Here is a 24829-nt window from a genome sequence, read left to right as displayed (position 1 = left end):
GGGAATGGGAGGTGACTGCTATTCCGCCGTCCCGTGACCCGTCGCCGTGACGCCGAGGCCGGGGGCGTCGTTGAACCGCAGTCTCCCGTCAGGCTCGATGCCGGGGCCGACGAACGGGTCGTTGGCGAGGAGGGCGGCGCCGTCCAGGTCCACGTAGTCCACCAGCGGCGTGAGCTGCACGGCGGCGGCGATGCCCAGCGTCGACTCGATCATGCAGCCGAGCATCACTCCCATCCCGTGGGCGCGCGCGGCGTGCACGATCCGGAGCGCCTCGCGGAGGGAGGCGCACTTGGCCAGCTTGATGTTCACGACGTCCACCGCGCCCGCCAGCTTCGCCACGTCCGTCGAGACTTCGCAGCTCTCGTCCGCGACGATGGGGAGGCGCGAGTTCTGGCGGACGTGGCGCAGGCCTTCGAGGTCGCCCTTGGGGACCGGCTGCTCCACGATGCTGACGCCGAACTCCTCCAGCATGGGGATCAGGCGGATGGCTTCCTTGGCCGTCCACCCCGTGTTGGCGTCCACGTACAGCGTCTTCTCCGGCGCCTCGTCGCGGATCATGCGCAGGATCTCCGCATCGCGCGGCGTGCCCACTTTGATCTTGAGGATGGGGTACGTCGCGGCCTCGCGCACCTTCTGCCGCATCACCTCCAGCTCGTCGATGCCGATGGTGAACGACGAGCGCGGCGCCGCGGCGGGGTCCAGCCCCCACAGCTTCCAGAGCGGCACTCCCAGCTTCTTCCCCACCAGGTCGTGCAGCGCCGCCGAGACCGCCACCCGCGCCGCCGGGTTGCGCCCGATGTGCATCGCCAGCGCCCCCTCGATGCGCTCCAGCGCGAACGGGTCCCCCGCCGCCGCGTCCGCCAGCACCCCCGCCAGCCCCGGCAGCACCGCGGACACGGTATCCGCCGTCTCGCCGTAAAAGGGCGTCGCCGGAGCCTCGCCCCACCCCTCCACCCCGTCCGCGTCCGTGATGCGCACCCACACCGTGCGGCGCGCGGGCGGGTCCTTCATCCGCGCGATGTTGAACGCGTGCTTCGTCCGCAGGTCGAGGATCTGGAAGTCGAGCTTCATCGCGTTGGGCGTCGTTCGGTGCGGTTGAAAGCACGGGCGGCCACATGGGGCCGCCCCTACAAGTCCCCCATTCCCCATTCCCCATTCCCCACCCACCTACCCGTGCATCTGCACGAAATCATACGCCGGCCACGGGCCCGTCAGGTCCAGCTCCAACGCGGAGTTGAGCTGCGACAGGTGCTCCACGTGGTCGCGGAATGCGGCGGAGGCGGAGCGCTGCACGAGGAAGGCGGCGCTCAGGATGCGCGTCTCCTCCGAAGGCGTGGGGATGGCGGCGCCCGCCAGCCGGCGCAGGTCGGCGTAGATGTGCGTCGCCAGGTCCAGCGCCTTGACGTGCGGAAAGGCCGCGTCCACCACGTCCACGTGCAGGCGGAACTCCCAGCGCCCCGCCACCCGCGCCAGCGCGCCGCGCAGCGTGGCGTACGACTCGCTGAGGAAGTGGACCACCTCGTCGTCGCCGCCGAACACCACGCCCGGCGGCGCTGGGACGACGTCGCCGTGCAGCAGCGCGCGGTGCACCTCCCAGTGGCGCGCCGTCACGTGGAGCGGGTCCGCGTCGCCGCCGGCGGGCGGGGCCGCGCACACGATCGCCGCTACGTCCTGGAAGCCGACGAGACGCACGGCCAGCCGCGGCTCCGCCGGCTCCCACTCCGGCAGCGCGCCGCCGTCCAGCGGGATCACGCCGAGCAGCGAGATCCCACGCGCGGCGCGCGACGCGTCGATCGGCACCACCGCCGCGTCGGTCATCCCGCGAACGGATCGTCGGTGAGGAGCGCGTACAGCCTGCGCTGCGGGCTGTCGGTGGTGACCTCGGGGCCCGCCGCGCCGATGAACATGTTGACCTCCGAGCGGAAGCCCACGTCGCCCGGGAAGTAGATCCCCGGCTCCACCGAGAAGCCGACACCCGGGATGAGCGTGCGGGTGTCGCGCGTCTCCATGTTGTCGATGTTGGGGCCGGAGCCGTGCAGCTCGCGGTCGATGGAGTGCCCGGTTCGATGGATGATCTGCCCGCCGTAGCCGCGCGCCTCGATGATGCCGCGCGCCACGTCGTCCACCTCGTAGCCGGACACCGGGTTCCCCGCGGCGAAGCGGTCGATCACCATCTGGCACGCCGCCTCGCGCGCGTCCACCAGCGTCCCGAACATCTTCTCCAGCCGCTCGGGGATGGTGTCGCCCACGAACGCCATCCACGTCTGGTCGGCGTAGATGGCGCCGTCGTTCTCCTTCCCCCAGAGGTCGATCAGCACCAGGTCGCCCGCGCGGATCTCGGCATGCTGCTCGGCGGAAGGGGCGTAGTGCGCGTTGGCGGCGTTGGCGTTCACGGCCACGATCGAGTCGCCCCCGACCGTGATCCCGCGGCGCGCGAACTCCCCCTGGATCCACTGGCGCACCTCCCACTCCGTCGTTCGCCCCCCCGCCCGCGCGGCCGCGGCGATGCGCTCGAACGCGGCGTGCGCGGTCTCGCGGACGGCGGCGGAGGCACGGCGGTGGCTCGCCTCCCCCTCGTCGCTCCAGCGCGCGGTGAAGAAGGAGATCAGGTCGCCCGACCCCTCCGGCTCCGCCCCGGCGGCGCGCACCAGCTCCACGATCCCCGCCGGCACGCGGTCCACCACCGGGACGGCGTCGCCGGGGGTGTACTCCATCGCCAGCCGGCGGACGCCGCTCAGGATCGACGCCAGCTCCGCCTCCATCTCGCGCCACGAGGAGTACACGCGCTTCTCGCCGTGCCACGTCGTCCACGGCTGCTGCTCGATGCGGTGCGTGAGCGCGACCGGCGCCCCATCCGCGCGCACCAGCACGAAGTAGCGCCGCGTCAGCGCCGGCAGCCCCAGCAGGGTCCCCGCGACGGGGTTCATCCCGCGGAAGTCGTACAGGAGCCAGCCGTCCAGCCCGCGCGCGCGAAGCTCCTGCTGGATGCGCGCGACGGTCTCGGCGGTGAGGGCGACGGTCTGTTCGGTAACGGCCATGGTTGCGATTCGGTGTGCGTCAGGAATGCTCGATCGCCTCGGGCGACCAGCGCGTCCCCTTGATCATGGTGAGCCCCAGCACCCGCTCGCGGGTGAGGAGCTGGTGGATCTCCCGCTCGCGCACGACAGCGCCGCGCACCCCGCGCCACCCCCACCTGCGCAGCGCGCGCATGAAGATGCCCATCTTCTCGCGGAAGGTGAAGATCTCGGTGAAGTCCGGGAACGGCCCTGAGCTCGAGGGCCGAAACGGCGAGGGCGTGTCGGACCAGTCCTCCACCACCAGGTCCACCACGCCCGCGTCGCGCAGGAGCTGCTTCCACTCCACCAGGATGAGCGGACGGGCGCCCAGGTGCCGCACCAGGGTCTCACGCCGGCCGGGGTCCACGTTCCCCGTCCAGATGAGCTGCACCAGCACCACGCACCCGAACGGCTTGGTGACGCGGGCCAGCTCGGCCACGGCGCGGCGCGGGTCCGCCAGCGCCCCCAGCCCCAGCTCGCCGATGGCGACGTCGAAGATCCCGTCCTTGTACGGCAGATCGTCCAGCGCCCCGGCCTCGTAAGCGAGCCCCGCCGCCGCCCCTTCGCGGGCGCGGCGCTCGGCCTCGGCAACCAGCTCGGGGTCGCTGTCCACGCCCACGCCGTGCACCCCGAACGACTCGGCCAGGAAGCGGGTGGAGACGCCGCGCCCGCAGGCGGCGTCCAGCACCTCCATACCGGCCTGCATCTCGGTGAGGCTCGCGATCTTGCGGTACAGCGCTTCGCCGCCGGGCGGAAACACCACCTCGCGGCTCAGGCGCACCAGGTCCAGCATGGAGGGTACGCGGTCGCGGCGCGGGCCGGGCGCGTTCGGAGGCGGCGACGACATGGGGGTGGAGTATAGGGGCGCGGACGGCGGGTCGCCAGCGGGCCCCCTCCCCGCTCGTTCCTCGCTGCCCCTCCCCCAAAACAAGCTGGGGACCGCGGGCATTCGCGTGGGCGGCTCTCTGACATGTGAGGGGGCATCGGCACCCAGCGCAGCGATGCACTCATGCACTTTCCAACCCGATCAGCGCGCGCAGATGCTGCACCACCGCGCGCGCAGTGTTCGCCGCGTCGTAGCCGCCCTCCAGCACCGAGACCAGGCGGCCCCCAGCGTGCGCGTCTGCCCATTCTCGTAGGACCCGCGTGACGTCGTGGATCTCGCGCGGATCGACGGCGAGCGAGCCGAGCGGGTCGCCGGCCAGGATGTCGAAGCCGGCGGAGAGAAGGACGAACTCCGGGGCGTCCGATCCGAGCGCATCTAACGCGTCAACCAGCGCACGTGAGAAGACTGCGCCGTCGCTCCCGGGCGGCAGCGGGGCGTCGCCGGGCATCGGCGGCGGCGGATCAGCCTGCGGCGCGGGGAAGGACTGCGGGTGCGCGTGGATGTCCACCATGCGCACCCACGGCGCGCCGGAGAGCGCCTGGCGCAGGTGGGTGGCGGGACGCGATCCCCAGCTCACCACGAGCACGCGCTCCACCCCGTGCCGCTCGCGGAGGTGCCGCGCGGCGATGGCGACGGTGTTGAAGAGCGAGAATACCGCCGCCGAGTCCGCCAGCGCGTCGCGCCCGGGCGGCCTCGCCAGGACGAAGGCGTTGCGCACGTCGCCCGCGATCACGGCCTCCACCGCGGTCAGCGCTCCGCCGACCGACGCCCGCGCCGCCTCATCGCTGGCCCCCGAGAGGCGCACGCCATCCAGCTCCGCCACCTGGCTCCCCGCCCGCGCCGCCGCTTCCCGCACGCGCGCGACGTGCGCCGGCGTGTGGACGAGGAGGATGTCCGCGTCCGTGGCCGGGGTGGCGGACAGCTCGAGGAGCGGATCGAAGAGCGTCAGCATGTCCTTGTACACGGCGCGCGCGATGGCGGGGATCCGCCCCTGGTGGTCGGGGTGGTTCCAGCCCGTGTCGTGGCGCGGCGTGTCCTCGTGGCTGACGAACGCGGTGATCTTGGGCACAGGAATGGGGGTGGCGCGGGAGGGGGCCCTCACCCCCGCTCGTTCCTCGCTGCCCCCTCTCCCGATAACAGGAGAGGCTGCGCCTCTGTTATCGAGAGAGGGGGGTATTGATGTGACTTGTGACACAACCAACCATCCACGAACATGATTTATCACGCCCGTGCCTGACGCCGCGCCGCTGGCGCAGCAGCGAGATTTTGTAGGGGCGGCCCCGTGTGGCCGCCCGTGTTTTCACCCGCGCCGAACTTCAGCCAATCAGCACAAGCTACGCCTGCTGTGCTAGTCGACGAAGGTCAGGCGCGGCCGGAAAGGCGGCGGATCGTCCATTCCGCTCCGGCAGCGAGGACGAGGGCGGCGAGGAGGAGCCAGGCCAGCGGCGGGCGCGGCTCATCTATACCGGTCGTGCGTGCGGCGACGGCGCGGGCAAGCTCGGCACGCGGAAGGGCCTCGCCGCCGGATGCGTGGGCGATGAGGGAGAGGCGCGCCCACGCTGCATCCGCATCGGCGCCGCGGCGGGCGCGGAAGCCGGCGCTTGCGCTGGTACCGGGGACGCTGAGCACGTAGACGCCATCCGCGGCGGGGACGAAGGCGACGCGCAGGACGCCGGGGCGCGCGGGGTCTGCGGCGAGGCGCAGAGTGTCGCCGGGGGCGCCGGGGCGGGTCATAAGTAGCGCCATTGGAAGGGTGGCGCCCTCGGATGCGAAGATGGCGACCTCCTGGCGCACTCCAGTCGCGCCGACGCTTTCGGCGGGGCGGATGGTGATGGGATCGCGCGGGGCGGAGGCGAGCCAGTCGACGAGGCCGCGCCAGAAATCGCGGTGCTCGTCGATGCGTCCGCCCTCCATCCGCCAGCGCCAGCTGTCGGTGATCGCGAGCGAGGCGGCGCGCCCGCGGCCGAGCGGGCGCAGGGCAAGGAGGCCGCCCTGCGGAGTGGAGGCGGCCAGCACCGTTGCGGGACCCGTGCCCGTGAAGGCGGCGGCGGTCACGCGGATGCGGTCGACGGGGAGCGGGGCCAGTTCGGCGGGGGCGGTCCAGCGGATTGTAGACGCATCCACCGGCGTGACGGTGCTGCCGCCGCGCACGGTCCCGAACGCGGTGGCGCCCGCGCGGTCGCCGGCCAGGAGGACGCCTCCACCACGCGCGGCGTAGCTCGCGAGCAGAGCCGCTTCGCCGGCGCTCAGGGGTGCGCCGTCCAACACCAGCACGGCATCGGCGGCCGCGAGACGCGCGGGGGTGATCGCGTCTCCGCCGCCCTGCCCCACCGCCATCCCACGGCCGAGATCGAAGCGCACGTCAACGCCGGCGCCCGATTCTTCCAGCGCGCGCACGACGAAGCGCGACTCCCATCCCGGAAGGCCCGCTCTCACCAGGACACGCGGCGCACCAGCCGTGTCCACCCAGGCGCCGATGGCCGTGGTGCGATCCGCTGCTTCCACGGTCCACTCGCGCCACCCCGCGCGCGCCGGTCGCACCCGGAAGGCGCCCGCGGCTCGTCCGCCGTCGTCGGTGCGCAGGCGGACGCTGTCGAGCGCGCCTCCATCATCGGCGAGGCGCACCGTCACCTCGGCGCGCGGCGCGGCGCGGATGCGGAAGGGGATGGCGGCGGCGCGGCCAGCGCGCGGGTTCACCGGCGCATCGGCGGCGACGGTGGGCGCATCCTCCGGCAGTGCGGCCAGGAGCGGCGCGCGCTCGGCGGCGGCGGCGAGGGCGTCCAGCTCGGCGGCGGTCGGGGGACGCACGGACTCGCGCACGAGCAGCGGCGGCGCGTCCGCGGCCAGGGCGGCGCGCGCGATCTCGTCCGCGCCGGTGCGGTCGCCGATGCGCAGGGGGCGGGCGGATGCGGGGGCGCCGCGCCAGACGGCCGGGTGGAGGAGCGCGGCGGCGAGGAGGGCGAGGACCAGTGCGCGCAGGACGGCGGCGATCTTCATCGCGTCAGCGCGTACACCACGATGTTGACCCCGAAGCGCGTGTTGTCCAGGGCCTGGAAGCGCTTGTTGCGCGCGTGGTAGCTCCACTCGGAAGAGTAGTCCTTGTTCGAGTAGAGGATGCCGATGCGGCCGTTCACCTGGATCCCCAGGAGCTGCTCGTGGACCAGGTTGTCGCCCCAGCCGTTCAGTTCGTGGCTGGTGGTGGGCGGGCCTTTAGGGAAGGTGAAGAACGCGCGGTAAAGCTCGTGGTCGTTGGGGATCGGGCGCAGCGCTCGGGGTCCAAAGATGCGCGCCAGTTCCGCCACCGCGGTCTTGTGGAAGGCGCCGTCCACGTCGTGGTTGTGGTCGTCGATGAAGAGGAAGCCGCCGCGCTCCACGAACGCCTTCAGGTTCGCGCTCTCCTGGCGGCTGAAGCGCACCGGGAGGTGCCCCGTCATGTAGACGAAGGGGAAGCGGAAGAGCTCCGGGCTGGCGAGGTCCACCACCGTCCCCTGCGCGGCGACGGGGATGGAGGTGTACTGCGCCACCGAGTGCAGGAGGTTCGTCGGCACCAGCGGCGCGGAGTCCCAGTCGCCTGACTCGTAGCGCAGGGTGGCCCAGATGAACGGCTCCGGACGCGCCGACGCGGCAACGAGCACCAGGAGGCACGCGGCGGCCGCGGCCCGGAGGCGCTTCACGGCGTCCTCCCCAGGCGGCGGAAGTACTCCGCGGCTGCCGGGTCCGCGGTGGCGGGGACGACGCGGGTGCGCGCCCCGCCTTCCGGCGCAAGGCGTCCGCGGGCGCGGCGCAGCAGGGCGCTTGCGGCATCAACGCGCCCGGCCGCCGCCTCTCCCGCCGCCTGCGACACCAGCGCCGCGCCCTGCCGGTCCGCGTTGGGAGCGGCCAGAAGGCGCCCGGCCAGCGCCGACAGCTCCAATGACGCCACACGCGCAGGGCGACGGCCAAGGTCGCCAGCGGCGCGGTCCAGCTCCGCCAGCAGCGGAGCGAGGGTGGGGAGCGTGGCCCCCGCGGCGCGGCCCGTCGGCGCCGCCTCGTCCAGCTTCCCCTCCCCGCGCGCGGCGGCGATGTCGACCGGGTCGACGCGGACGTTGCCACGCGGCAGGAGGCGGTCCGTCTTCCTCATCTCCTGGATCAGCTCCAGCGCGGCGTACTGATGCGCGAGCGACCCCGCCGGATCAGACTGGTTCAGGGCGCGCTCGGAGGCCCACATCAGGTCGTAGATGCGTGACAGGGTGCGGTTCACTTCCAGAATGGGATCGGCGTCGTGCTTGTGCGTGACCTCGTCCGCCGTGCCCTTCCCCGTCGCCTCGCTGGCTTCCTCCAGCACCTCCGCCTCGCGCGACGGCGGCGGGCCGGCGGCAGGCGTCTCCGCTTCGTGCGCGTGGCCGGCGCCCGCCGTCTCGGTGAAGCTGAGGTCCGCGAAGGGGTCCTGCACGCCGCCGGTGGCGCGGGTGAAGACCTGCTCGCCTACGCGCTCGCGCAACCGGCTCTGCTCGTGGCCGATGTCGGCGCTCTGCTCGCGCAGCTCGCCCGCGGAGATCGCCCGCATCCGCGCACGCAGCCGCTCGGTGCGCAGGATCAGCATCCGCTGGCTGAGGAGCGGGTTCTCCGGCAGCTCGGTGGGAAAGCCGACGTCGGTGTTGACTTCGTCCATCTCTTCGGGCCGCGCGACGCGGATCACGCGCGTTCGCGACACGCTCTCGCCGGGGCCGGTGACGGTGTTGCGGTCGCGCGCCACGGCCCGGATGTGGATGACGTCGCCCGGCTGGAGCTGCAGCGCGGCGAGATCCAGGTCGAGCAAGCCCGCCGCCGTCTTCCCCCCGCGCGACACGCGGGCGAAGGCCCACTGGCCGTCCACGTACTCGAAGCTCTCGCCACTCCCGCGCGTGCGGCTCCAGGTGAGGATGAAATCGCCGACCCCGTAGTCGTCCGCCGCCGTCGCCCGGATGGCGACTCGTCCGCTGCCCGAGGCGAGCACGAGGTCCGTCTCCGGCTGCGTCAGCGCGACATCCGGCGCATTGTCCGGGAGCACGGTGACGGGAAGCACGCGGCGGGCGACCACTTGGCCATTGGCGCGCGCCTCAAGCGACACGCCCCGCTCCGCGGGAGTCTGTGTCCACTCCACGATCCACTCACCCCCGCGGCGCCTCACCGGGAGCACCCCGCCGCTGATTCGCGACGCCGCGACGCCGCTCCATCGCGCGGCGAAGCGGCTCCAGAGGCGAATGCGGCTCCCGGGGAGCGCCCCCAATACGTCATCGCCGCGCCCGGTGGAGGCGGGGAGATTGGCGTACGCGGGCGGCTCGATGCGCCAGCGCAACTCATCGAAGGGCGGGATCGGCGCCGGTTCGGAGCGTGGCAGCGCCTGCGCGCGCACCTCGCGCCAGCGCGTTTCGTAGGCATCGAGCGGGCGGGTCCATCGCTCCCACGCCTCCGCGGCCGCGCTCGGCAGGAGCAGCGCGAACAACGCCGCAAGCACCAGCGACGCCCCAAGCACGATCGCGGGCACCCGCATGCGCGCCGGAGCCACGCCGCGCAGATCGGCGGCGGCGAGGTGCCGCTCGGCGTCTTCAAGGAATGCTCGGCGCACCGGGCCGTCTGGAGCGCCCTCCATTTCCAGCGCCGTCGCCAGGCGGTTGCCGAGGGCGGGGACGCGCTCCTCCGCCAGCAGCGCCAGCAGCGCCGTGGTGGGAGGACGCGCCACGCGCCACCCGGCCCACCCCAGCGCCCCCGCCGCCAGAGCGAGCGGGAGCCAGCGTAGCAGCTCGCGCGTGGCGGCGCTCAGCGGCATCGCCAGATCCACCGCCACGAGCAGCACCGCCGCCGCCGCGAACAGCGCCGGCGCCACTACCATTACGCGCAGGAGCACCGACCGTCGCCACGCGACGCGCACGCGGGTGAGCAAGCGCTCCGCGGACGGGAGGGGGGCGGGTGGGAGAAGGCGGGTGCTCATGCGGCCGGCGGTTGAAACCGCTGCAACAACCGCGGGAAGCCTGCCTTCGCAGGCTCCGGGCGGTCGGGATTGGTGCCGCACCACCGGGGGATGAATCCCCCGGCTGGAACTACGGGAAGCCCACTGAAGTGGGCTCGCGGGCCGCAGCCAGTCCGCGAAGGCGGACTTTGCGTAATTCCAGCGGCGAATTCATTCGCTCCTGGGAGGCGCTCCTGCCGCAAGCTCAGCCCCTTTCTCATGCGGCACCCCTGCGCGAGTACGCAAAAAACGTTTCTGCGAGCGCGATCAGTAGCGCAGCAGCCATCAGCCAGCGCCCGAGCGACACGCTTCCCGCGCCTCCGCCCGCCGCCGCGTTGACCACGGCTGCGCCGCGACCCCCGAGGATGGCGCGCGCGCCGGCATCCAGCGGCAGCATCGCATCGCCCGTGCGCTCGAGGTTGCAGGCGCGCGCCATCCGCTCCAGTGCGCGCGGGAAGGCGGGCGAGAGCGGGAGGCCGCCATCCTCGAGGCGTGTTCCCGCGAATACTATGCACCCTTTTCCCAGACGCGCGGCGACGACTGCCGGGCGCCCGTCGTCCCACGCGGCCAGGACCGTCGCGCCGCGCTTGGGGCGGATGTCGGCGCGGGTGGTGGCGCCGGGGAGTCGCAGGTCCGGGCCGAACCAGACGTCGCCCGCGTCGCTCTGGAGGCGGGCCGCGGTGCCCTGGACCGGGAGCCAGCCGGGCATGGGCGAGCCGGCGCCCCCTGCATCCACGACCACCGTCGCGCCTGCCTCAGCGACCGCACGCAGGTCGCCAGCGGGGCGGGTGACGACGATCAGGCGCGCATCGGCAGGGAGCGAGGACGGTCGGTCGACAGCGCGCGTGGTCCAGCCGGTCGCCTCCAGCGCGGGGATCACGAAGCGCCCCGCGCCGCCTGACGCGATCACCACGGCGCTCCGGCGCGGCTCCGGCTCCGACGGCGCGGCGGTGTCGGGCGGGCTGGGCAAAGCCACCAACGGGAGGCGGATCGCGCCGGGCCAGGCGGCTTGCCGAAGCGCGGCCATCCCGGGCCGCCATCCGCCCCAGCGCAGCGCGGAGAGCACGGTAACGCGCACCGAATCGGCGCCGCGCACGGTGCGGGCGGCGGGGTCGATGGCGCGCAGGGCGGCGGCGTAGCTGGCCGGGTGGGCGGAGGGGCCGGCGGCAGCGAGCGAATCAAAGGTCGCAGCGGTGAGCCGGCGCTGCGGGAGGTGGACGGCGGAGGTGTCGAAGAGGACGAGGTCGCCGCGCGCGCTTCCGTCCGGCGCGAGGAGGGTGCGGCGCGCCTGCTCCACGGCTCGGCGCCACGTATCGGCCTGGCGCATGGCTGCGCTGCGGTCGAGGAGCACGACCTCGCGCGTGCCCCGTGGCGCCGGGACCCACGATGGCCGCGCGAACGCCGCGCCCGCAAGCAGGAGGAGCAGCATGCGGAGCGCCATCAGGAGGCGGTCCGTGGGGCGGCTCACGCGGATTGAGCTGCGTGCGTCCTCGGTCAGGAAGCGCGCGGTGGGGAGCGGCGAGCGCGTCGGCGGGCGCCTGCGGATCAGGTGCAGCGCCAGCGGGACCAGCGCCGCGAGGGCACCGGCCAGGAGGAAGAGCGGCGCGCCGATCGTCAGCATCCGCCTACCCTCGCCGGGCCGTGGCCCACGCCGCCAGCGCGGATTCCACCGGTTGCGCGGTCGTCAGCGCGACGTACTCGACCCCACGCTCGCGCAGCCGGTCTGCGATGCGGGCGTAGTACTCGGCCACGCGGCGCGCGTACCCCGCATCGGATTCTGGAACGGCGGGGATCTCGCGCTCTGGATGCTCGGGATCGAAGAAAAGCCCCGCCCCGCCCCCGCGCTCCCCCGCCTCCACCCGCGTCAGGACGCGCATTACGATCACCTCGTCGCCGCGCGCGCGCAGCCGGCCGGCGGAGGCGATCAGGGCGTCGCCATCGTCATCCTCCAGCAGGTCCGATACAAGCACGACGCGCCCGCCGCGTGGAAGGGCACCGCCCACGCGGTCCAGGATCTCCGCCGCGCTCCCGCTGCCGGCCGGGCGCAGGCGCTCCATCTGGAGAAGGAGGTCGTGGAGCTGGCCGCGGCGCGCGCGAGGCGGGCTGAGGAGTTGCGGCTGCGCGCCGAACGCCGCCAGTCCCACCGCGTCGCCCGAACCGAGCATCAGGTGCGCGAGCGCGGCGGCGACGTAGCAGGCGTAGCGCAGCTTGGAGGGATCGTCGCCATCCGCGAAGTCCATCGAGAGAGAGGCGTCGAGCACCAGGAACGCGGAGAGGTTGGAGTGCTCCTCGTACTCGCGCACGTGCAGCCGGTCGGTGCGCGCAAAGAGCTTCCAATCGAGGTAACGCGTGTCGTCGCCCTGCTGGTAGTCGCGGTGCTTGGCGAAGTCCTCCCCCGCCCCGTGCCGCGGCGACCGGTGCGACCCCGCCAGGAAGCCGCGCACCACCGTCTTCGCCACGATCTCCAGCCCGCCCAGCCGCTCCAGGAGCCGCGGGGGGAGAAAGGAGCCGGTCGTCGATGCGGGCATGGTGTGTGGCTGTGGTTTGTGTGGGGGCCCTCACCCCCGCTCGTTCCTCGCTGCCCCCTCTCCCGATAACGAGAGAGGGCTGCGCCCTCGCCGTTATCGAGAGAGGGGGCGTGGGTCGGCGCGGATTCCTCGTAGGGGCGCGATTCATCGCGCCCACCCTTTGCCCTGCTCGACCCTTGCCCAACGCACAGATCCCGTAGGGGCAGACCTGCGTGTCTGCCCGCCCTCTCCTCCACCGCGACTCCCGCCCTACGCACCGCAACCCTGGTAGGGGCGGCCCCGCGTGGCCGCCCGTGCCCTCCCGCGCGCCGCCGCCCGCCGCGGGCGCCGGCCCCCCAGGTCCCCTCTCCCACGGCAGTTTGTGGGAGAGGGTGGCAGCTGTAAGCTGTCGGGTGAGGGCCCCCCTACAACCCGCTCTTCGGCGCCGCCACCGTCTCCAGCAGGCGCGCGACGACGGCGTCGGGGGTCACGCCCTCCGCCTCCGCGTGGAAGTTCACGAGGACGCGGTGGCGGAGCACCGGAAGCGCCACACGGCGCACGTCGTCCAGGGTGGCGTGGAAGCGGCCGGCGAGGAGGGCGCGCGCCTTGGCGCCCAGAATCAGCGCCTGGCCGGCGCGCGGACCGGCGCCCCAGCGCACCCACTTCTTCACCTCGTCGTCGCCGTCGCCGGGGCGGGTGGCGCGCACCAGGGAAGCGGCGTAGCGGAAGACGTTGTCCGCCACCGGCACCTCGCGCGTCCACCGCTGCAGCGTCAGCACCCGCTCCGCGTCCAGCACCGGCTCCACCGCCGGGTCCGCGACGCCGGTGGTGGCGCGGAGGATCTGCACCTCCTCCTCCTCCGACGGGTAGTCCAGGCGGATGTCCAGCATGAAGCGGTCGAGCTGCGCCTCGGGGAGCGGGTAGGTGCCCTCCTGCTCCAGCGGGTTCTGCGTGGCCAGCACGAAGAAGGGGCGCGGCAGGATCATGTCCTCGCCGCCGACGGTGACGCGGCCCTCCTGCATCGCCTCCAGGAGCGCGGCCTGCGTCTTGGGCGGGGTGCGGTTGATCTCGTCGGCCAGCAGCACCTGCGTGAAGACGGGGCCGCGGATGAAGCGAGCCGCGCGCCGGCCCGTGGTGCGGTCCTCCTCGATCACCTCGGTGCCGGTGATGTCGCCCGGCATCAGGTCCGGCGTGAACTGCACGCGCCGGAACTCCAGCTCCATCGCCTCGGAAAGGGTGCGCACCAGGAGCGTCTTGGCGAGGCCGGGGACGCCCACCAGGAGCGCGTGGCCGCCCGCGAGCAGGCACACCAGTACCTCGTCAAGCACCGCCTCCTGGCCCACGATGCGGCGCTGGACCTGCGCCCGCAGGCGGGCGGTGTCGCCCAGGAGCGCTTCGACCTCCATCTGTGCCGTAGCCAGGGGAGCCAACCTCGCGTGGAGTGGATGAGGAGCCGTTTGCCGGCCTGCTAAGATCCCAGCACCCCCCGCCGCGCGCAAGTGCCCGCCGCGCGCGCACGAGGTGTGCGGAACGAGATCCGCCCCTCCATCCGCCGAACGGAGTCATCCGATGAAGACGACCCACCTCCTCGCCGCCGCCCTGACCCTCGCCGCCTGCTCGCGCGAGCCGGCGTCGGTAGCGCCGCGAGCCGCCATCCTGCTGGCTGCGGGCGACATCGCGGAGTGCCCGCGGCAGGGAGACGAGGCCACCGCCGCGCTCCTCGACACGCTGCCGGGCGCCGTGGCGGTGCTGGGCGACAACGCGTACGAGCGCGGGACGGCGGAGGAGTACGCCCGCTGCTACGACCCGAGCTGGGGCCGGCACAAGGCGCGCACCCGCCCCACGCCGGGCAACCACGAGTACGCCACGCCCAACGCGGCGCCCTACTACGCCTACTTCGGCGCGGCGGCTGGGAATCCGGACGAGGGATGGTACAGCTACGAGCTCGGCGCGTGGCACATCGTGGTGCTCAACAGCGAGGTGCCGCGCACGCCGGGTTCGCCGCAGATCCAGTGGCTGCGCGCGGACCTGGCGGCGCACCCGGCGCGCTGTACGCTGGCATATTGGCACAAGCCGCGCTTCAGCTCGGGCCCGCACGGCGCCAACGCGTCGATGCAGCCCTTCTGGGACGCGCTCTACGAGGCGGGCGCCGACGTGGTGCTCACCGGCCACGACCACATCTACGAGCGCTTCGCCCCCATGGCGCCGGATGGGCGCGCGGACGCGGCGCGAGGGATCCGGTCGTTCGTCGTGGGCACCGGCGGGCGAAGCCTGTATGCCATCGCCAACGTCGCCCCCAACAGCGAATTCCGGCAGAACACGTCCATCGGCATCATCCGCTTCGAGCTGGAGGAGAGCGGCTACCGCTGGCGCTTCATCCCCACCACCGGCGCGCCGCTGGACGAGGGTAGCGCGAGCTGCCACTGAAAACGGCATGGCTCACGCGGAGACGCGGAGACGCGGAGGCGAGCACGCGACGATTCCTCGGCGCCCTCAGCGTCTCCGCGTGAGGCCCATCTGTGGAAGCCTGGTCCAACACGAACTCCGATCAGCACTTGGAAGCAACCACACGCACCCGCCCCGCCATCCTGGAGCTGCTGCGGGATCGCACCCGCGCGGCGCACGACCGCGCCGAGGAAGCGCTCCCGCTCCTCGACCCGTCGCTGGACGCGGCGCGCTACCGGGCGATCCTGGCGGGCTTCTGGGGCTTCCACGCCGCGTTGGAGCCGCGCCTCGCCGCCGTGGCGGAGCTGCGCGAGCTGGGGCTGGATCCTGCGGAGCGCCGCAAGCTGCCGCGCCTGGAGCACGACCTGCGCACCCTCGGCACGGACCCGGCGCGGCTTCCCCTGGCCGACGCGGTGCCGGAGGTGGAGGGCGCGGCGGCGGCCCTGGGGTGCATGTACGTGCTGGAGGGGGCCACGCTTGGAGGCCGCGTCATCAGCCGCCACCTCGCCGCCCGGGGCATCGGGCCAGACACCGGCGGGGCCTTCTTCGCCGGCTACGGCGACGAGACGGGCGAGATGTGGAAGTCGTTCTCCGCCGCCATCGGCGAGTACGCCGAAGCGCATCCGGAGAGCATCGCCCGCATCGTAGAGGCGGCGGACAAGACGTTCACCCTGCTGGAGCGCTGGCTCGCCCGCGCAATTGAATACCGTGCGTTCTGATCCTGAGGAGGGCTGCTTCGACTGCGCCTGTGCTCGCGCTGGTCCAGAGTGAGTGTGCAGCTCCTTCCCTCTTCAGATAACAGCCATGTTGGCGAAGAAAGCGAAGGAGTGCGGCAGTCTTCATCCAATCGACACAGTAGATCGCCACGCCTCGTGCGGTAGACCCCGCAGTGCGTCCTCGCGCCGGTCTTCAAGGATCGGCTCGATCGCGGCGGTGAGGCTCTCCATGGCCTCTTCCCTGGCCGGTGGCACCGGGAACCTCGGGAGAATAAGCCACGAACCAGCCCTCGTCCTGCTGGATGATCGCCGTAAACTCGTTCTGCATCATCATACCTCCATCTGGGAGTTGCCCGCTGACCGAAATACCCCGGATTCTTCATTCCGGTGTCTTCCTGGTTCTCCCATTCGCGCCTGGCACCGCCGACGACGAGGCGATTAACCACTCACCGTCCCTCTCGGTGATCGCTTCGACTTCGTCACACATCATCGATCTCCGTGGTTGTGTGCGAAGATTCGTTTGACAGGGTGAGGCCGCGAAATCAGATTACGGTTCCCGCTGCAACTGCCGCAACCACCCGCATCTCACCAGGCCCGCGATGCCCGGCCACACGATCCTGCTGGTGGAAGACAACGACGACAACCGCGTGGTCTACCGCACGATGCTGGCGCACTTCGGCTTCCGCGTGGTGGAGGCGACCGATGGGCACGAGGCGCTCCGGCTCGTGCGCGACGACCGCCCGGACCTGATCCTGATGGACATCTCGATCCCGGTGATGGACGGCTGGGAGACGACGCGCACCCTCAAGGCCGATCCTGACACGGCGAGCATCCCGGTGATCGCCGTCACCGCGCACGCCCTGGAATCGGACCGCGCGCGCGCCGAGCAGATCGGCTTCAACCTCTTCCTCACCAAGCCCGTGGAGCCGCGCCGCGTGGTCACCGAAGTCCGCCGCCTGCTGGGCCTGGAACAGACGCCGTAGCCGCAGACGACGCGGAACCAAAGTGGCACGGAGAGCGCGCATGCTCTCCGTGCTTTTCGCGTCCCGGGGTACGAAAGCCTCGCGCGGACGCCCCGGCCGGCGTAACATTGTGGCGCCTACCAATGACCTCCATACCTCCCGCCCCCGCCCGCCGTGCCAGATGACCAGGACGCCCAGGAAAACCCGGGCTTGTACCTCCTCATCGGGGCAACGCTTCTCCTGATGCTGATCGTCGCCCTCTTCAACATCCACCGGCGCTTCACCCGGCGCGCGCCTTCCGTGGTTCGCGACAATCACGTGGACCGCATGTTCATCGCCCGAGACGACATCCCGCACAGCCTGCGACGCGGGCCGTTCAGCGCGCCGGTGCGGCGGGAGGTCAACGAGATCGCGGCGCGCCACCAGGTGGACGCGCTCAGGCCGTACGGGCTACACGGCACCACCGCCAACGCCCACAACATCCTGGAGAACGAGATCCTCTCCAACCGCCGTCCGGAGTTCCAGGTGCGGCACGTGTTGGCGGACAACTTCCTGCGCCGCTCTGTGGTGGCCGCTCTGCGCATGAGGGACGACGGGCTGGCGGCGACGATCCGAGAGGTGTTCGAGTCGTTCGGTTCCGCCCAGCTGCTGAACATGTGGGACACCGCCTGGGCGCAGGCTCGCGTCGGCGGCAACTGGTTCCACGCCATCGGCCGCAACGGCGTTCGGGACCTGCGGCGAGCGCTCAACGACGTTCGGGGCGACCTCTACCTCTCCGAGCACCAGTCCAACGTGGCCGCGGGAACGAACGTCGACGTAACTCCGGACGCCCTCGCGCTCCTCGGCGAGCCCACGGTCAACCGGATCGTGGACCGCGGCGTACGCCTCATGCACCAGCTGGGGCTGGAGCCGCGGCTGGTGCAGGTGCAGAACGAGATCATGCTGGGCTACAGCGGCTCGGCGGGCGCCTTCTACCAGTTCGGCTTCGACCATCGCCGTACGCGCGACATGCAGGTCGACCCGCTCACGCTGGTTAGCGAGGACGAAGCGCGCCAGGTGTGGGAGAACACCCCTCCGCGTCTCCGCCTGGCGTACGCCTTCCGCGTTCGCCCGCTACAGACGATCGCGGCGCTGATCCTCCTCTTCGTCCTTGCTGCCGGCGCTGGCCTCTCGATCTTCCGTGGGCTGAGGTAGCGGGCGAGCCGCACCGTACCGCGCGCGCCGAGCAGATCGGCTTCCGCCTGTTGCCGTCGGACGACAACTCCCAATTCAGGAGCCCTGCATGGCAGACGCAGACCTCATCGCTGATCAGGATGCGATTGCGGCCGAGATGTCCCTGGTCAGGACCAAGCTCAACAGGGCACTGCCACCGCACTTTCAGGCAATACTGTTGAACCAGGCGAACGCCGTATGGAACCAGCATGCCGGTCCACGGCCCAACTATAACGGCCTCCACCTGAAGCAGGTGAACGGCCAGCTCTGGAGTGTCTACCAGGGACAGGTCGACATGGGGCCCGCACACGAAATCTACGCCTTCGTCACCATGCCTGACGGCGAGATACGTGTCGCGCCGCGGGCAGGGGGACTCCACCACGAGCTGTCGGGACGATGCCTGCACGTCCGCTACGCGGGCGAGGCCGAGTTCGTGCAGGGAGACCTGGGGCGCTGGAACAACGTCTCGGGCACGTACAGGGCTCCGCCGACGCTGAAGTACCAGGCCGGTTTCCGAGTCGCCGCCGGATTCACCGAGGCACCGATCGCCTGACCAACGCGCCGGTTTCGGCCTCGGTGCATTCGCCCGGCGTGGAGGAAACGTCCTGGCCGTGGACCAGGCACACAAAAGAGGTACGGAGAGCATGCTTTCCGTACCTCTCGTGCATCCCGCCCGATGCGGCTACCGGACGAACCGCTGCACGATCCAGCTCGCCACCGCCTCCAGCGCGGCGGGCGACATCGTCTCCTCGATCGTGGCGTACTCGCCGGGGGAGCCGGTGCGGGCGGTCTGGAAGAGGTGGTTGAGCGCCGGAAGCTCCATCACACGGTAGTCGCGGTTCCCGGCCGCGCGCAGCGCCGAGTCGATCGCCGCGAGGTTCTCCCTGGCCGGCACCTGCACGTCCAGCGACCCGTTCAGCGCCAGCGTGGGCACCGTCAGGCGGCGCAGCGCGGGGCGCGGATCGTACGCCAGGAAGTAGCGGAACCAGGGGGCGAGTAGCGGCCGCATCTGCGCCGGGATGGAGTCCGGCGACGAGGCGCCTGCGGCGCGCTCCTGGGGCGTCAGCGCGGCACGGATCCGGCGCGCGACGTCCGCGCTGTCACGCCCCGCGCGTGCGGCGGCGAAGATGCGGCCCTGCTCCTCGCCCTGGCGCCGCACCATCTCTTCCGATGCCCCGGAGGATCGCAGCACCGCCGCGCCCTGCAGCCGCAGGAGCGAATCCCCGGGGATGCCCGTGCCGGCGAGCATCACCACGTACGCCACGCCGGGCGAGCGCGTCGCCACCATCGGCGCGATGACCCCGCCCTCGCTGTGCCCGATCAGCCCGATCTTGTTCCGCGCCACGTCCTGCCGCGCAGCCAGGAAGCGGACCGCCGCCTCCACGTCGTTCGCGAAGTCCGCGGACGTGGCGGCGCCGAAGTCGCCGGTGGAGCCGCCCTCGCCGCGGTCGTCCATGCGCAGCACGGCGATCCCGCGGCGCGTCAGGTAGTCGGAAAGCACCAGGAAGGGCTTGTGCCCCATCAGCGACTCGTCGCGGTCCTGCTGCCCGGAGCCGGTGATGAGCACCGCGGCCGGAAACGGTCCGCGCCCCTGCGGCAGCGTCAGCGTCCCCGCGATCCGCACCCCCGGCACCGACGCGAACGAGACCTCCTCCTCGCGGTACGGAAAGGGGCGCTTCGGCTCCTGCGGGCGGGCGGGCACCGCCGCCAGTGCCGCCCCGCGCACCAGAGTGAGCGGCAGCTTCGCGCCACCCTGCTCCCACGTGCCGGCCAGCGTGTCCCCGTTGGCCGAGATCCGCGCCTGGAACGCCGCCCCCATCGCCTCGATCCTGACCGCCGTGTCCCCCTGCGGCAGCACCGTGACAGGCACACGGGCGCCGCCCTGGTCCACGCTCGTCAGCACCCCGCTGAGCGCGCCATTCGCCCCCCGCTCGATGGAGAGCGCCAGGCGCAGCTTCATCACCCCCGCATCCAGCGCCCCATTGTAGTTCCCGGGCAGCCGCGCGCCCGTCCCCTGCGCCGCGGCCCCCGAAGCGAGCCCTACCAGCGCGAGCCCCGCCACCAGCCATCGACGCATAAACTCTCTCTCGTTTCAAAGTACACAACGAAGCCTCACACAGAGACACGGAGGGGCACTGCGAGGCACAGAGAACGCCTTTTTCGTTCTTTCAGTTCCCTCTGTGGCTCTGTGTGAGGCCTACCGTTCCGCCTACAGCCCCGCCGTCCGCTCCTGAATCGACCTCACCTCCCGCGTCCGGCTGCGCAGCGCACTGATCGCATCGGCGGCGGCGTTGGCGGCGGACATCGTGGTGATGTACGGGATGCCGTACTGGATCGCCGCGCGGCGGGTGGCGTAGTCGTCGTACTGGCTCTGCTTGCCGAGCGGGGTGTTGATGAGCAGCGCCACGTCGCCCGAGATGATGTGGTCCACCATGTTGGGGCGCGCCTCGTTCACCTTGAAGACGCGCTCGCACGGCACGCCGCGGCTGCGCAGGTAGCGCGCGGTCCCCTCGGTGCCGGCGATGCGGAAGCCCATGTCGTGCAGCCGCCGCGCGATGGGCGTCACCGTGGCCTTGTCGGGATCGTTCACCGTGATGATGACGCGCCCGTCCTTGGGAAGGTGCGTCCCCGCCGAGATCTGCGCCTTTGCGAACGCCATCCCGAACGAGTCGTCGAAGCCCATCGCCTCGCCCGTGGAGCGCATCTCGGGGCCGAGCAGCGGGTCCACCTCGGGGAGCTTGTTGAAGGGGAAGACGGCCTCCTTCACCGCCACCCCGCCCACCGGGATCTCCTCCGGCAACCCGAAGCTCGCCAGCTTCTCCCCCACCATCAGCCGCGCCGCGATCCTTGCCAGCGGCACGCCGGTGGCCTTGGAGACAAAGGGCACCGTCCGCGACGCGCGCGGGTTCACCTCCAGCACGTACACCACGCCACCGTAGACGGCGTACTGCACGTTGATCAGCCCGATCACCCCCAGCCCCAGCGCGAAGCTGCGGGTGTGCTCGCGCATCTCCTCGATCTGCGCGTCGGTGAGCATGAAGGGCGGCAGCACGCACGCCGAGTCGCCGGAGTGGATCCCCGCCTCCTCGATGTGCTGCATCACCCCGCCGATCACCACCGTCTCGCCGTCGCACAGCGCGTCGACGTCGGCCTCGAAGGCGTCCTCCAGGAAGCGGTCGATGAGCACGGGCCGCTCGTGGCTCACGCTCGCCGCCGTCTGGAAGTAGTGCCGCAGCCCCTCCTCCTCGTACACGATGCGCATCCCCCGCCCGCCCAGCACGTAGCTGGGGCGCACGAGCACGGGGTAGCCCACCCGCTCCGCGATCTCCGCCGCCTGCTCAACCGACACCGCCAGGCCGTTGGGCGGCTGCTTGACCCCCAGCTCGCGGGCCAGCGCCTCGAAGCGCTCGCGGTCCTCCGCCCGGTCGATCGCCTCGGTCGGCGTGCCGATGATCTTCACCCCCAGGCGCTCCAGCGGCTCGGCGAGCTTCAGCGGCGTCTGCCCGCCGAGCTGCACGATCACGCCATCCGGCTGCTCCAGGCGCACGATCTCCAGCACGTCCTCCAGCGTCAGCGGCTCGAAGTACAGCTTGTCCGAGACGTCGAAGTCCGTGGAGACCGTCTCCGGGTTGGAGTTGACCATGATCGACTCCCACCCGGCGTCGCGCAGGGCGAGCGCGGCCTGCACGCAGCAGTAGTCGAACTCCACCCCCTGCCCGATCCGGTTGGGCCCCGATCCCAGGATCACCACCTTGCGCCGCTCCGAGCGCTCGGACTCGTTCTCCTCCGCGTAGGTGGAGTACAGGTACGGCGTCATCGCCGGGAACTCACCGGCGCAGGTGTCCACGCGGTTGTAGATGGGGTGGATCTTCATCCCCCAGCGCCGCTCGCGCACCGCGTCCTCGGTATCGCCGCGCAGGCGGGCGAGCTGCACGTCGCTGAAGCCGAAGCGCTTCATGCGCAGCATCTCGACGGGCGTCACCTCGGGGAGTGCCGCGTACGCCCGCTCGGCGTCCACCAGTTGCGCGAGCTGCGCCACGAACCACGGGTCGACCGCCGTGAGCGACGACACCTCTTCCTGCGAGAAGCCCTGCTCCAGCGCGCGCTTCATCTGGAACGCGCGCTCCGGCGTGGGTCGGCGCAGGGCGCGGCGCAGCGACTCGTCCGTCTCGTCCGGCACGCGGTCGTCGGCCAGCGAGCCCGTCTCCCATCCGCTGCGCCCGATCTCCAGCGCGCGGATCGCCTTCTGCCACGCCTGCTTGAAGGTGCGCCCGATGGCCATCGACTCCCCCACCGCCTTCATCTGCACGCCCAGCGTGGCGTCGGCGGCGGGGAACTTCTCGAAGGCGAAGCGCGGGAACTTGACCACCACGTAGTCCAGCACCGGCTCGAACGACGCGGGCGTGGTCTGGGTGATGGCGTTCGGCAGCTCGTCCAGCGTGTAGCCCACGGCCAGCTTCGCCCCGATGCGCGCGATGGGGTACCCCGTCGCCTTGGACGCCAGCGCGGAGGAGCGTGACACGCGCGGGTTCATCTCCACCACCAGCAGCTCGCCGTCGGCGGGGTTCACGGCGAACTGGACGTTGCACCCCCCCGCCTCCACCCCGATCTCGCGGATGATGGCGATGGCGGCGTCGCGCATCTTCTGGTACTCCACGTCGGTCAGCGTCTGCGCGGGCGCCACCGTGATGGAGTCGCCGGTGTGCACGCCCATGGGGTCGAAGTTCTCGATGGAGCAGATGATGACGACGTTGTCCGCCCCGTCGCGCATCACCTCCAGCTCGAACTCCTTCCACCCGATCACCGAGCGGTCCACCAGCACCTCGCTCACGGGCGACAGGTCGATGCCGCGGCGCACCTGCTCCTCGAACTCGGCGCGGTTGTACGCGATCCCGCCCCCCGTTCCACCCATGGTGAACGACGGGCGGATGATGGCGGGGTAACCGGTGTCCTCCACGATCCGCAGCGCCTCGTCCAGCGAGCGCGCGAACCCCCCGTGCGGCAGCCGCAGCCCGATCCGCGAGATCGCCTTGGAGAACTCGCTGCGGTCCTCCGCCATGCGGATGGCGCGCGCGTTGGCGCCGATCAGCTCCACACCGTGCCGGGCCAGCACGCCGGTGTCGTGCAGCTCCAGCGCCACGTTAAGCGCCGTCTGCCCGCCCATGGTGGGGAGGATGGCGTCGGGCTTCTCCTTCTCGATCACCCGCTCCACCCATTCGGGTGTGATGGGCTCGATGTAGGTGGCGTCGGCGAGGTCGGGGTCGGTCATGATCGTGGCCGGGTTGCTGTTGACCAGGATCACGCGGTACCCCTCCTCGCGCAGCGCCCGTACGGCCTGCGTCCCGCTGTAGTCGAACTCGGCCGCCTGCCCGATGACGATGGGCCCGGAGCCGAGGATCAGGATGCTCTGGAGGTCGGTGCGCTTGGGCATCAATCTGTGCGTGCGCGCGCCGGCCCATCCGCGGTCGGACGAGCCGGCGCGTGGTGCCGGACGGAGTTGTCGGTCAGGGGGGAATATAGGAGGTGAGCTTGCGGGGGGAAAGACGGACGGCGCGGAAACGCGGCGCGCCTGTCCGACAGAGGGAGTGACGCAGGAAGGGGTCTTCGTCGCTACCCTCCGGAGGCTGAAATGGCTAAGCAGATCACGTGCATCAACAAGAACGACCGCGAGAGCAAGTACGAGCGCATCACGCACGTCGGCGGCGCAGGGTGGAAGCATACGCAGCAGGCCGCCATCAGCAATATCGAGGGCGACCATGAGTCGTACTACGTGAGCCAGGACGGCGAGAAGGTGGACGTCGTCGTGGCGACTCGAAACGGGGTCAAGTACCTGAAGACGAAGGCCGACGACAGCGAACCGAACAACCTCCTGAGCCTGAAGGAGTGCCCCTGAACGTCGCGCAGGAACGCCGGCCGGCCGGCGTTTTGCCCGTGGCGGTTCACGAAGCCGCACGCTCTTCCGCCCCCCCGAAGAGCGTGCGGCGCCGCGTCTGGGAGGTTCTGGAACCGGCGCGGCCGGGTGACGCGCTCAGCCGCCGGTTCGACCTTTTCATCCTCACCCTTATCGCGGCAAACGTCGCGGCCATGGTCCTGGAGTCCGTCCAGCCGATCAGGACGAGCTTCGGAGCCGCGTTCGCCGTTTTCGAGGCGTGCTCCGTTCTCGTGTTCCTGGCGGAGTACGCCGCCCGCCTGTGGTCGTGCGTGGAAGATCCGGAGTTGAGCGGAGCCGTGCGCGGACGGCTGCGTTGGGCGATCCGGCCCCTCTCGCTGGTAGACCTGCTGGTAGTAGCGCCGTTCCTCCTGACGCTCGGCATGGCTGACGCGCGCGTGCTGCGGGTGCTGCGGCTGTTCCGGCTCGTATGCGTGCTCAAGGCCGGCAGGTACCTGGCGGCTCTGAGGCTCTTCCGGTGCGTGGTGCAAGCCAAGCGCGAGGAACTGGGCATGAGCATCGCGCTGACATCCGTGCTGCTCGTCGTCGCCTCATCGGTGATGTACTTCGCCGAGAACGAGGCGCAACCGGACAAGTTCTCCAGCATTCCTGCGAGCATGTGGTGGGCCGTCGCCACCCTCACTACCGTGGGCTATGGCGACGTCTATCCCGTGACCGCCCTGGGACGTGTGGCGGGCGGATGCCTTGCGCTTCTCGGCGTCGGATTGTTCGCGCTCCCCACCGCCATACTCGGCGCGGGCCTGGTGGAAGCGGCCCAGGGCTCACGCATCCCGCAGGCATGCCCCCACTGCGGAAAGCCGGCGCGCTGACCAGCGTTCGATAGTTGGCGGCGGGAGAGTAGCACAGCGTGCGGACAGCCGCGCCACGCTAGCAATCTCCGACCGCGGACGGGCCAGAGCCGCGTTTGCGACCGAACTGATCTGGTCCGTGTGGTGACGCAACGACCGGGATCCGCGCCTCAACGGTTGTCGAAGCACTCCTCAGACAGTACCGTGTCCGCCGATCTCCGGGGCAACACCGCGCCAGCACAGCGGGGGGTGCCACCCGGGACGCGGCCACGCGCCGTAGCTGTTGCTCTCGCAATCAGAACCGGCGGCGCACTGACGAAAGGGGTAGGAGGTGGGCGC

General features: G+C 71.5%; 20 protein-coding genes. 7 read left to right on the top strand and 13 right to left on the bottom strand.

From position 1 onward, the window contains the following. Positions 1–18 precede the first annotated feature (18 nt). The 11 genes from VF584_12855 to VF584_12805 form a co-directional block, all read right to left on the bottom strand. Positions 19–1071, bottom strand: coding sequence for a dipeptide epimerase (locus VF584_12855; GenBank protein HEX8211055.1), 1053 nt, complete (start codon positions 1069–1071; stop codon positions 19–21). Between the two features lie 96 nt (positions 1072–1167). Next, the gene (locus VF584_12850; GenBank protein HEX8211054.1) at positions 1168–1818 is read right to left on the bottom strand and encodes a GvpL/GvpF family gas vesicle protein; all 651 of its coding nucleotides are present in this window, start codon (positions 1816–1818) and stop codon (positions 1168–1170) included. Then, the gene (locus tag VF584_12845) at positions 1815–3038 is read right to left on the bottom strand and encodes a M24 family metallopeptidase (protein ID HEX8211053.1); all 1224 of its coding nucleotides are present in this window, start codon (positions 3036–3038) and stop codon (positions 1815–1817) included. Before VF584_12845 ends, VF584_12850 begins: the two co-directional genes overlap by 4 nt. A gap of 19 nt (positions 3039–3057) precedes the next feature. Further along, positions 3058–3903, bottom strand: a complete 846-nt coding sequence (locus VF584_12840; GenBank protein ID HEX8211052.1) for a methyltransferase domain-containing protein — start codon at positions 3901–3903, stop codon at positions 3058–3060. Positions 3904–4063: 160 nt separating this feature from the next. Further along, positions 4064–5044: a hypothetical protein gene (locus VF584_12835; GenBank protein ID HEX8211051.1), complete on the bottom strand. Its 981-nt coding sequence runs from the start codon at positions 5042–5044 to the stop codon at positions 4064–4066. A gap of 260 nt (positions 5045–5304) precedes the next feature. Beyond that, on the bottom strand, positions 5305–6939 hold the full coding sequence (locus VF584_12830) for a hypothetical protein (GenBank protein ID HEX8211050.1): 1635 nt from the start codon (positions 6937–6939) through the stop codon (positions 5305–5307). Beyond that, positions 6936–7616, bottom strand: coding sequence for a DUF4159 domain-containing protein (locus VF584_12825; protein HEX8211049.1), 681 nt, complete (start codon positions 7614–7616; stop codon positions 6936–6938). The genes VF584_12830 and VF584_12825 overlap by 4 nt, the downstream gene beginning before the upstream one ends. Further along, on the bottom strand, positions 7613–9892 hold the full coding sequence (locus VF584_12820) for a hypothetical protein (protein HEX8211048.1): 2280 nt from the start codon (positions 9890–9892) through the stop codon (positions 7613–7615). The genes VF584_12825 and VF584_12820 overlap by 4 nt, the downstream gene beginning before the upstream one ends. Positions 9893–10127: 235 nt before the next feature. Then, a complete protein-coding gene (locus VF584_12815; GenBank protein HEX8211047.1) occupies positions 10128–11531 on the bottom strand; it encodes a BatA domain-containing protein in 1404 nt (467 codons plus the stop codon). Between the two features lie 4 nt (positions 11532–11535). Next, positions 11536–12438 carry a DUF58 domain-containing protein gene (locus VF584_12810; GenBank protein HEX8211046.1) on the bottom strand — a complete coding sequence of 301 codons (903 nt, stop codon included), beginning with the start codon at positions 12436–12438 and terminating at the stop codon, positions 11536–11538. 404 nt (positions 12439–12842) lie between these two features. After that, complete coding sequence (locus VF584_12805; GenBank protein ID HEX8211045.1) at positions 12843–13823, bottom strand: MoxR family ATPase; 981 nt, start codon at positions 13821–13823, stop codon at positions 12843–12845. Between the two features lie 163 nt (positions 13824–13986). Here VF584_12805 and VF584_12800 point away from each other — a divergent pair, with 163 nt between their 5' ends. From VF584_12800 to VF584_12780, 5 genes are all read left to right on the top strand, one after another. Further along, on the top strand, positions 13987–14844 hold the full coding sequence (locus VF584_12800; protein HEX8211044.1) for a metallophosphoesterase: 858 nt from the start codon (positions 13987–13989) through the stop codon (positions 14842–14844). 128 nt (positions 14845–14972) lie between these two features. Next, complete coding sequence (locus VF584_12795) at positions 14973–15581, top strand: biliverdin-producing heme oxygenase (protein HEX8211043.1); 609 nt, start codon at positions 14973–14975, stop codon at positions 15579–15581. A gap of 596 nt (positions 15582–16177) precedes the next feature. Continuing rightward, positions 16178–16561: a response regulator gene (locus VF584_12790; GenBank protein HEX8211042.1), complete on the top strand. Its 384-nt coding sequence runs from the start codon at positions 16178–16180 to the stop codon at positions 16559–16561. A gap of 189 nt (positions 16562–16750) precedes the next feature. After that, positions 16751–17734 carry a hypothetical protein gene (locus tag VF584_12785; protein HEX8211041.1) on the top strand — a complete coding sequence of 328 codons (984 nt, stop codon included), beginning with the start codon at positions 16751–16753 and terminating at the stop codon, positions 17732–17734. A gap of 88 nt (positions 17735–17822) precedes the next feature. Next, positions 17823–18305: a hypothetical protein gene (locus tag VF584_12780; GenBank protein ID HEX8211040.1), complete on the top strand. Its 483-nt coding sequence runs from the start codon at positions 17823–17825 to the stop codon at positions 18303–18305. Between the two features lie 129 nt (positions 18306–18434). Here VF584_12780 and VF584_12775 read toward each other — a convergent pair whose 3' ends face one another. Then, positions 18435–19829: an alpha/beta fold hydrolase gene (locus tag VF584_12775; protein ID HEX8211039.1), complete on the bottom strand. Its 1395-nt coding sequence runs from the start codon at positions 19827–19829 to the stop codon at positions 18435–18437. 132 nt (positions 19830–19961) lie between these two features. Next, positions 19962–23183, bottom strand: coding sequence for a carbamoyl-phosphate synthase large subunit (gene carB / locus VF584_12770; protein ID HEX8211038.1), 3222 nt, complete (start codon positions 23181–23183; stop codon positions 19962–19964). A gap of 198 nt (positions 23184–23381) precedes the next feature. Here carB and VF584_12765 point away from each other — a divergent pair, with 198 nt between their 5' ends. Continuing rightward, on the top strand, positions 23382–23645 hold the full coding sequence (locus VF584_12765; protein ID HEX8211037.1) for a DUF3892 domain-containing protein: 264 nt from the start codon (positions 23382–23384) through the stop codon (positions 23643–23645). Next, on the top strand, positions 23636–24511 hold the full coding sequence (locus VF584_12760; GenBank protein HEX8211036.1) for an ion transporter: 876 nt from the start codon (positions 23636–23638) through the stop codon (positions 24509–24511). The genes VF584_12765 and VF584_12760 overlap by 10 nt, the downstream gene beginning before the upstream one ends. The last annotated feature ends 318 nt before the right edge of the window (positions 24512–24829 follow it).

The organism is Longimicrobium sp. (assembly GCA_036389135.1).
Lineage (GTDB): Bacteria > Gemmatimonadota > Gemmatimonadetes > Longimicrobiales > Longimicrobiaceae > Longimicrobium.
The sequence above is the reverse complement of the archived record's forward strand: the minus strand, read 5'-3'. Positions and strand labels throughout refer to the sequence as shown.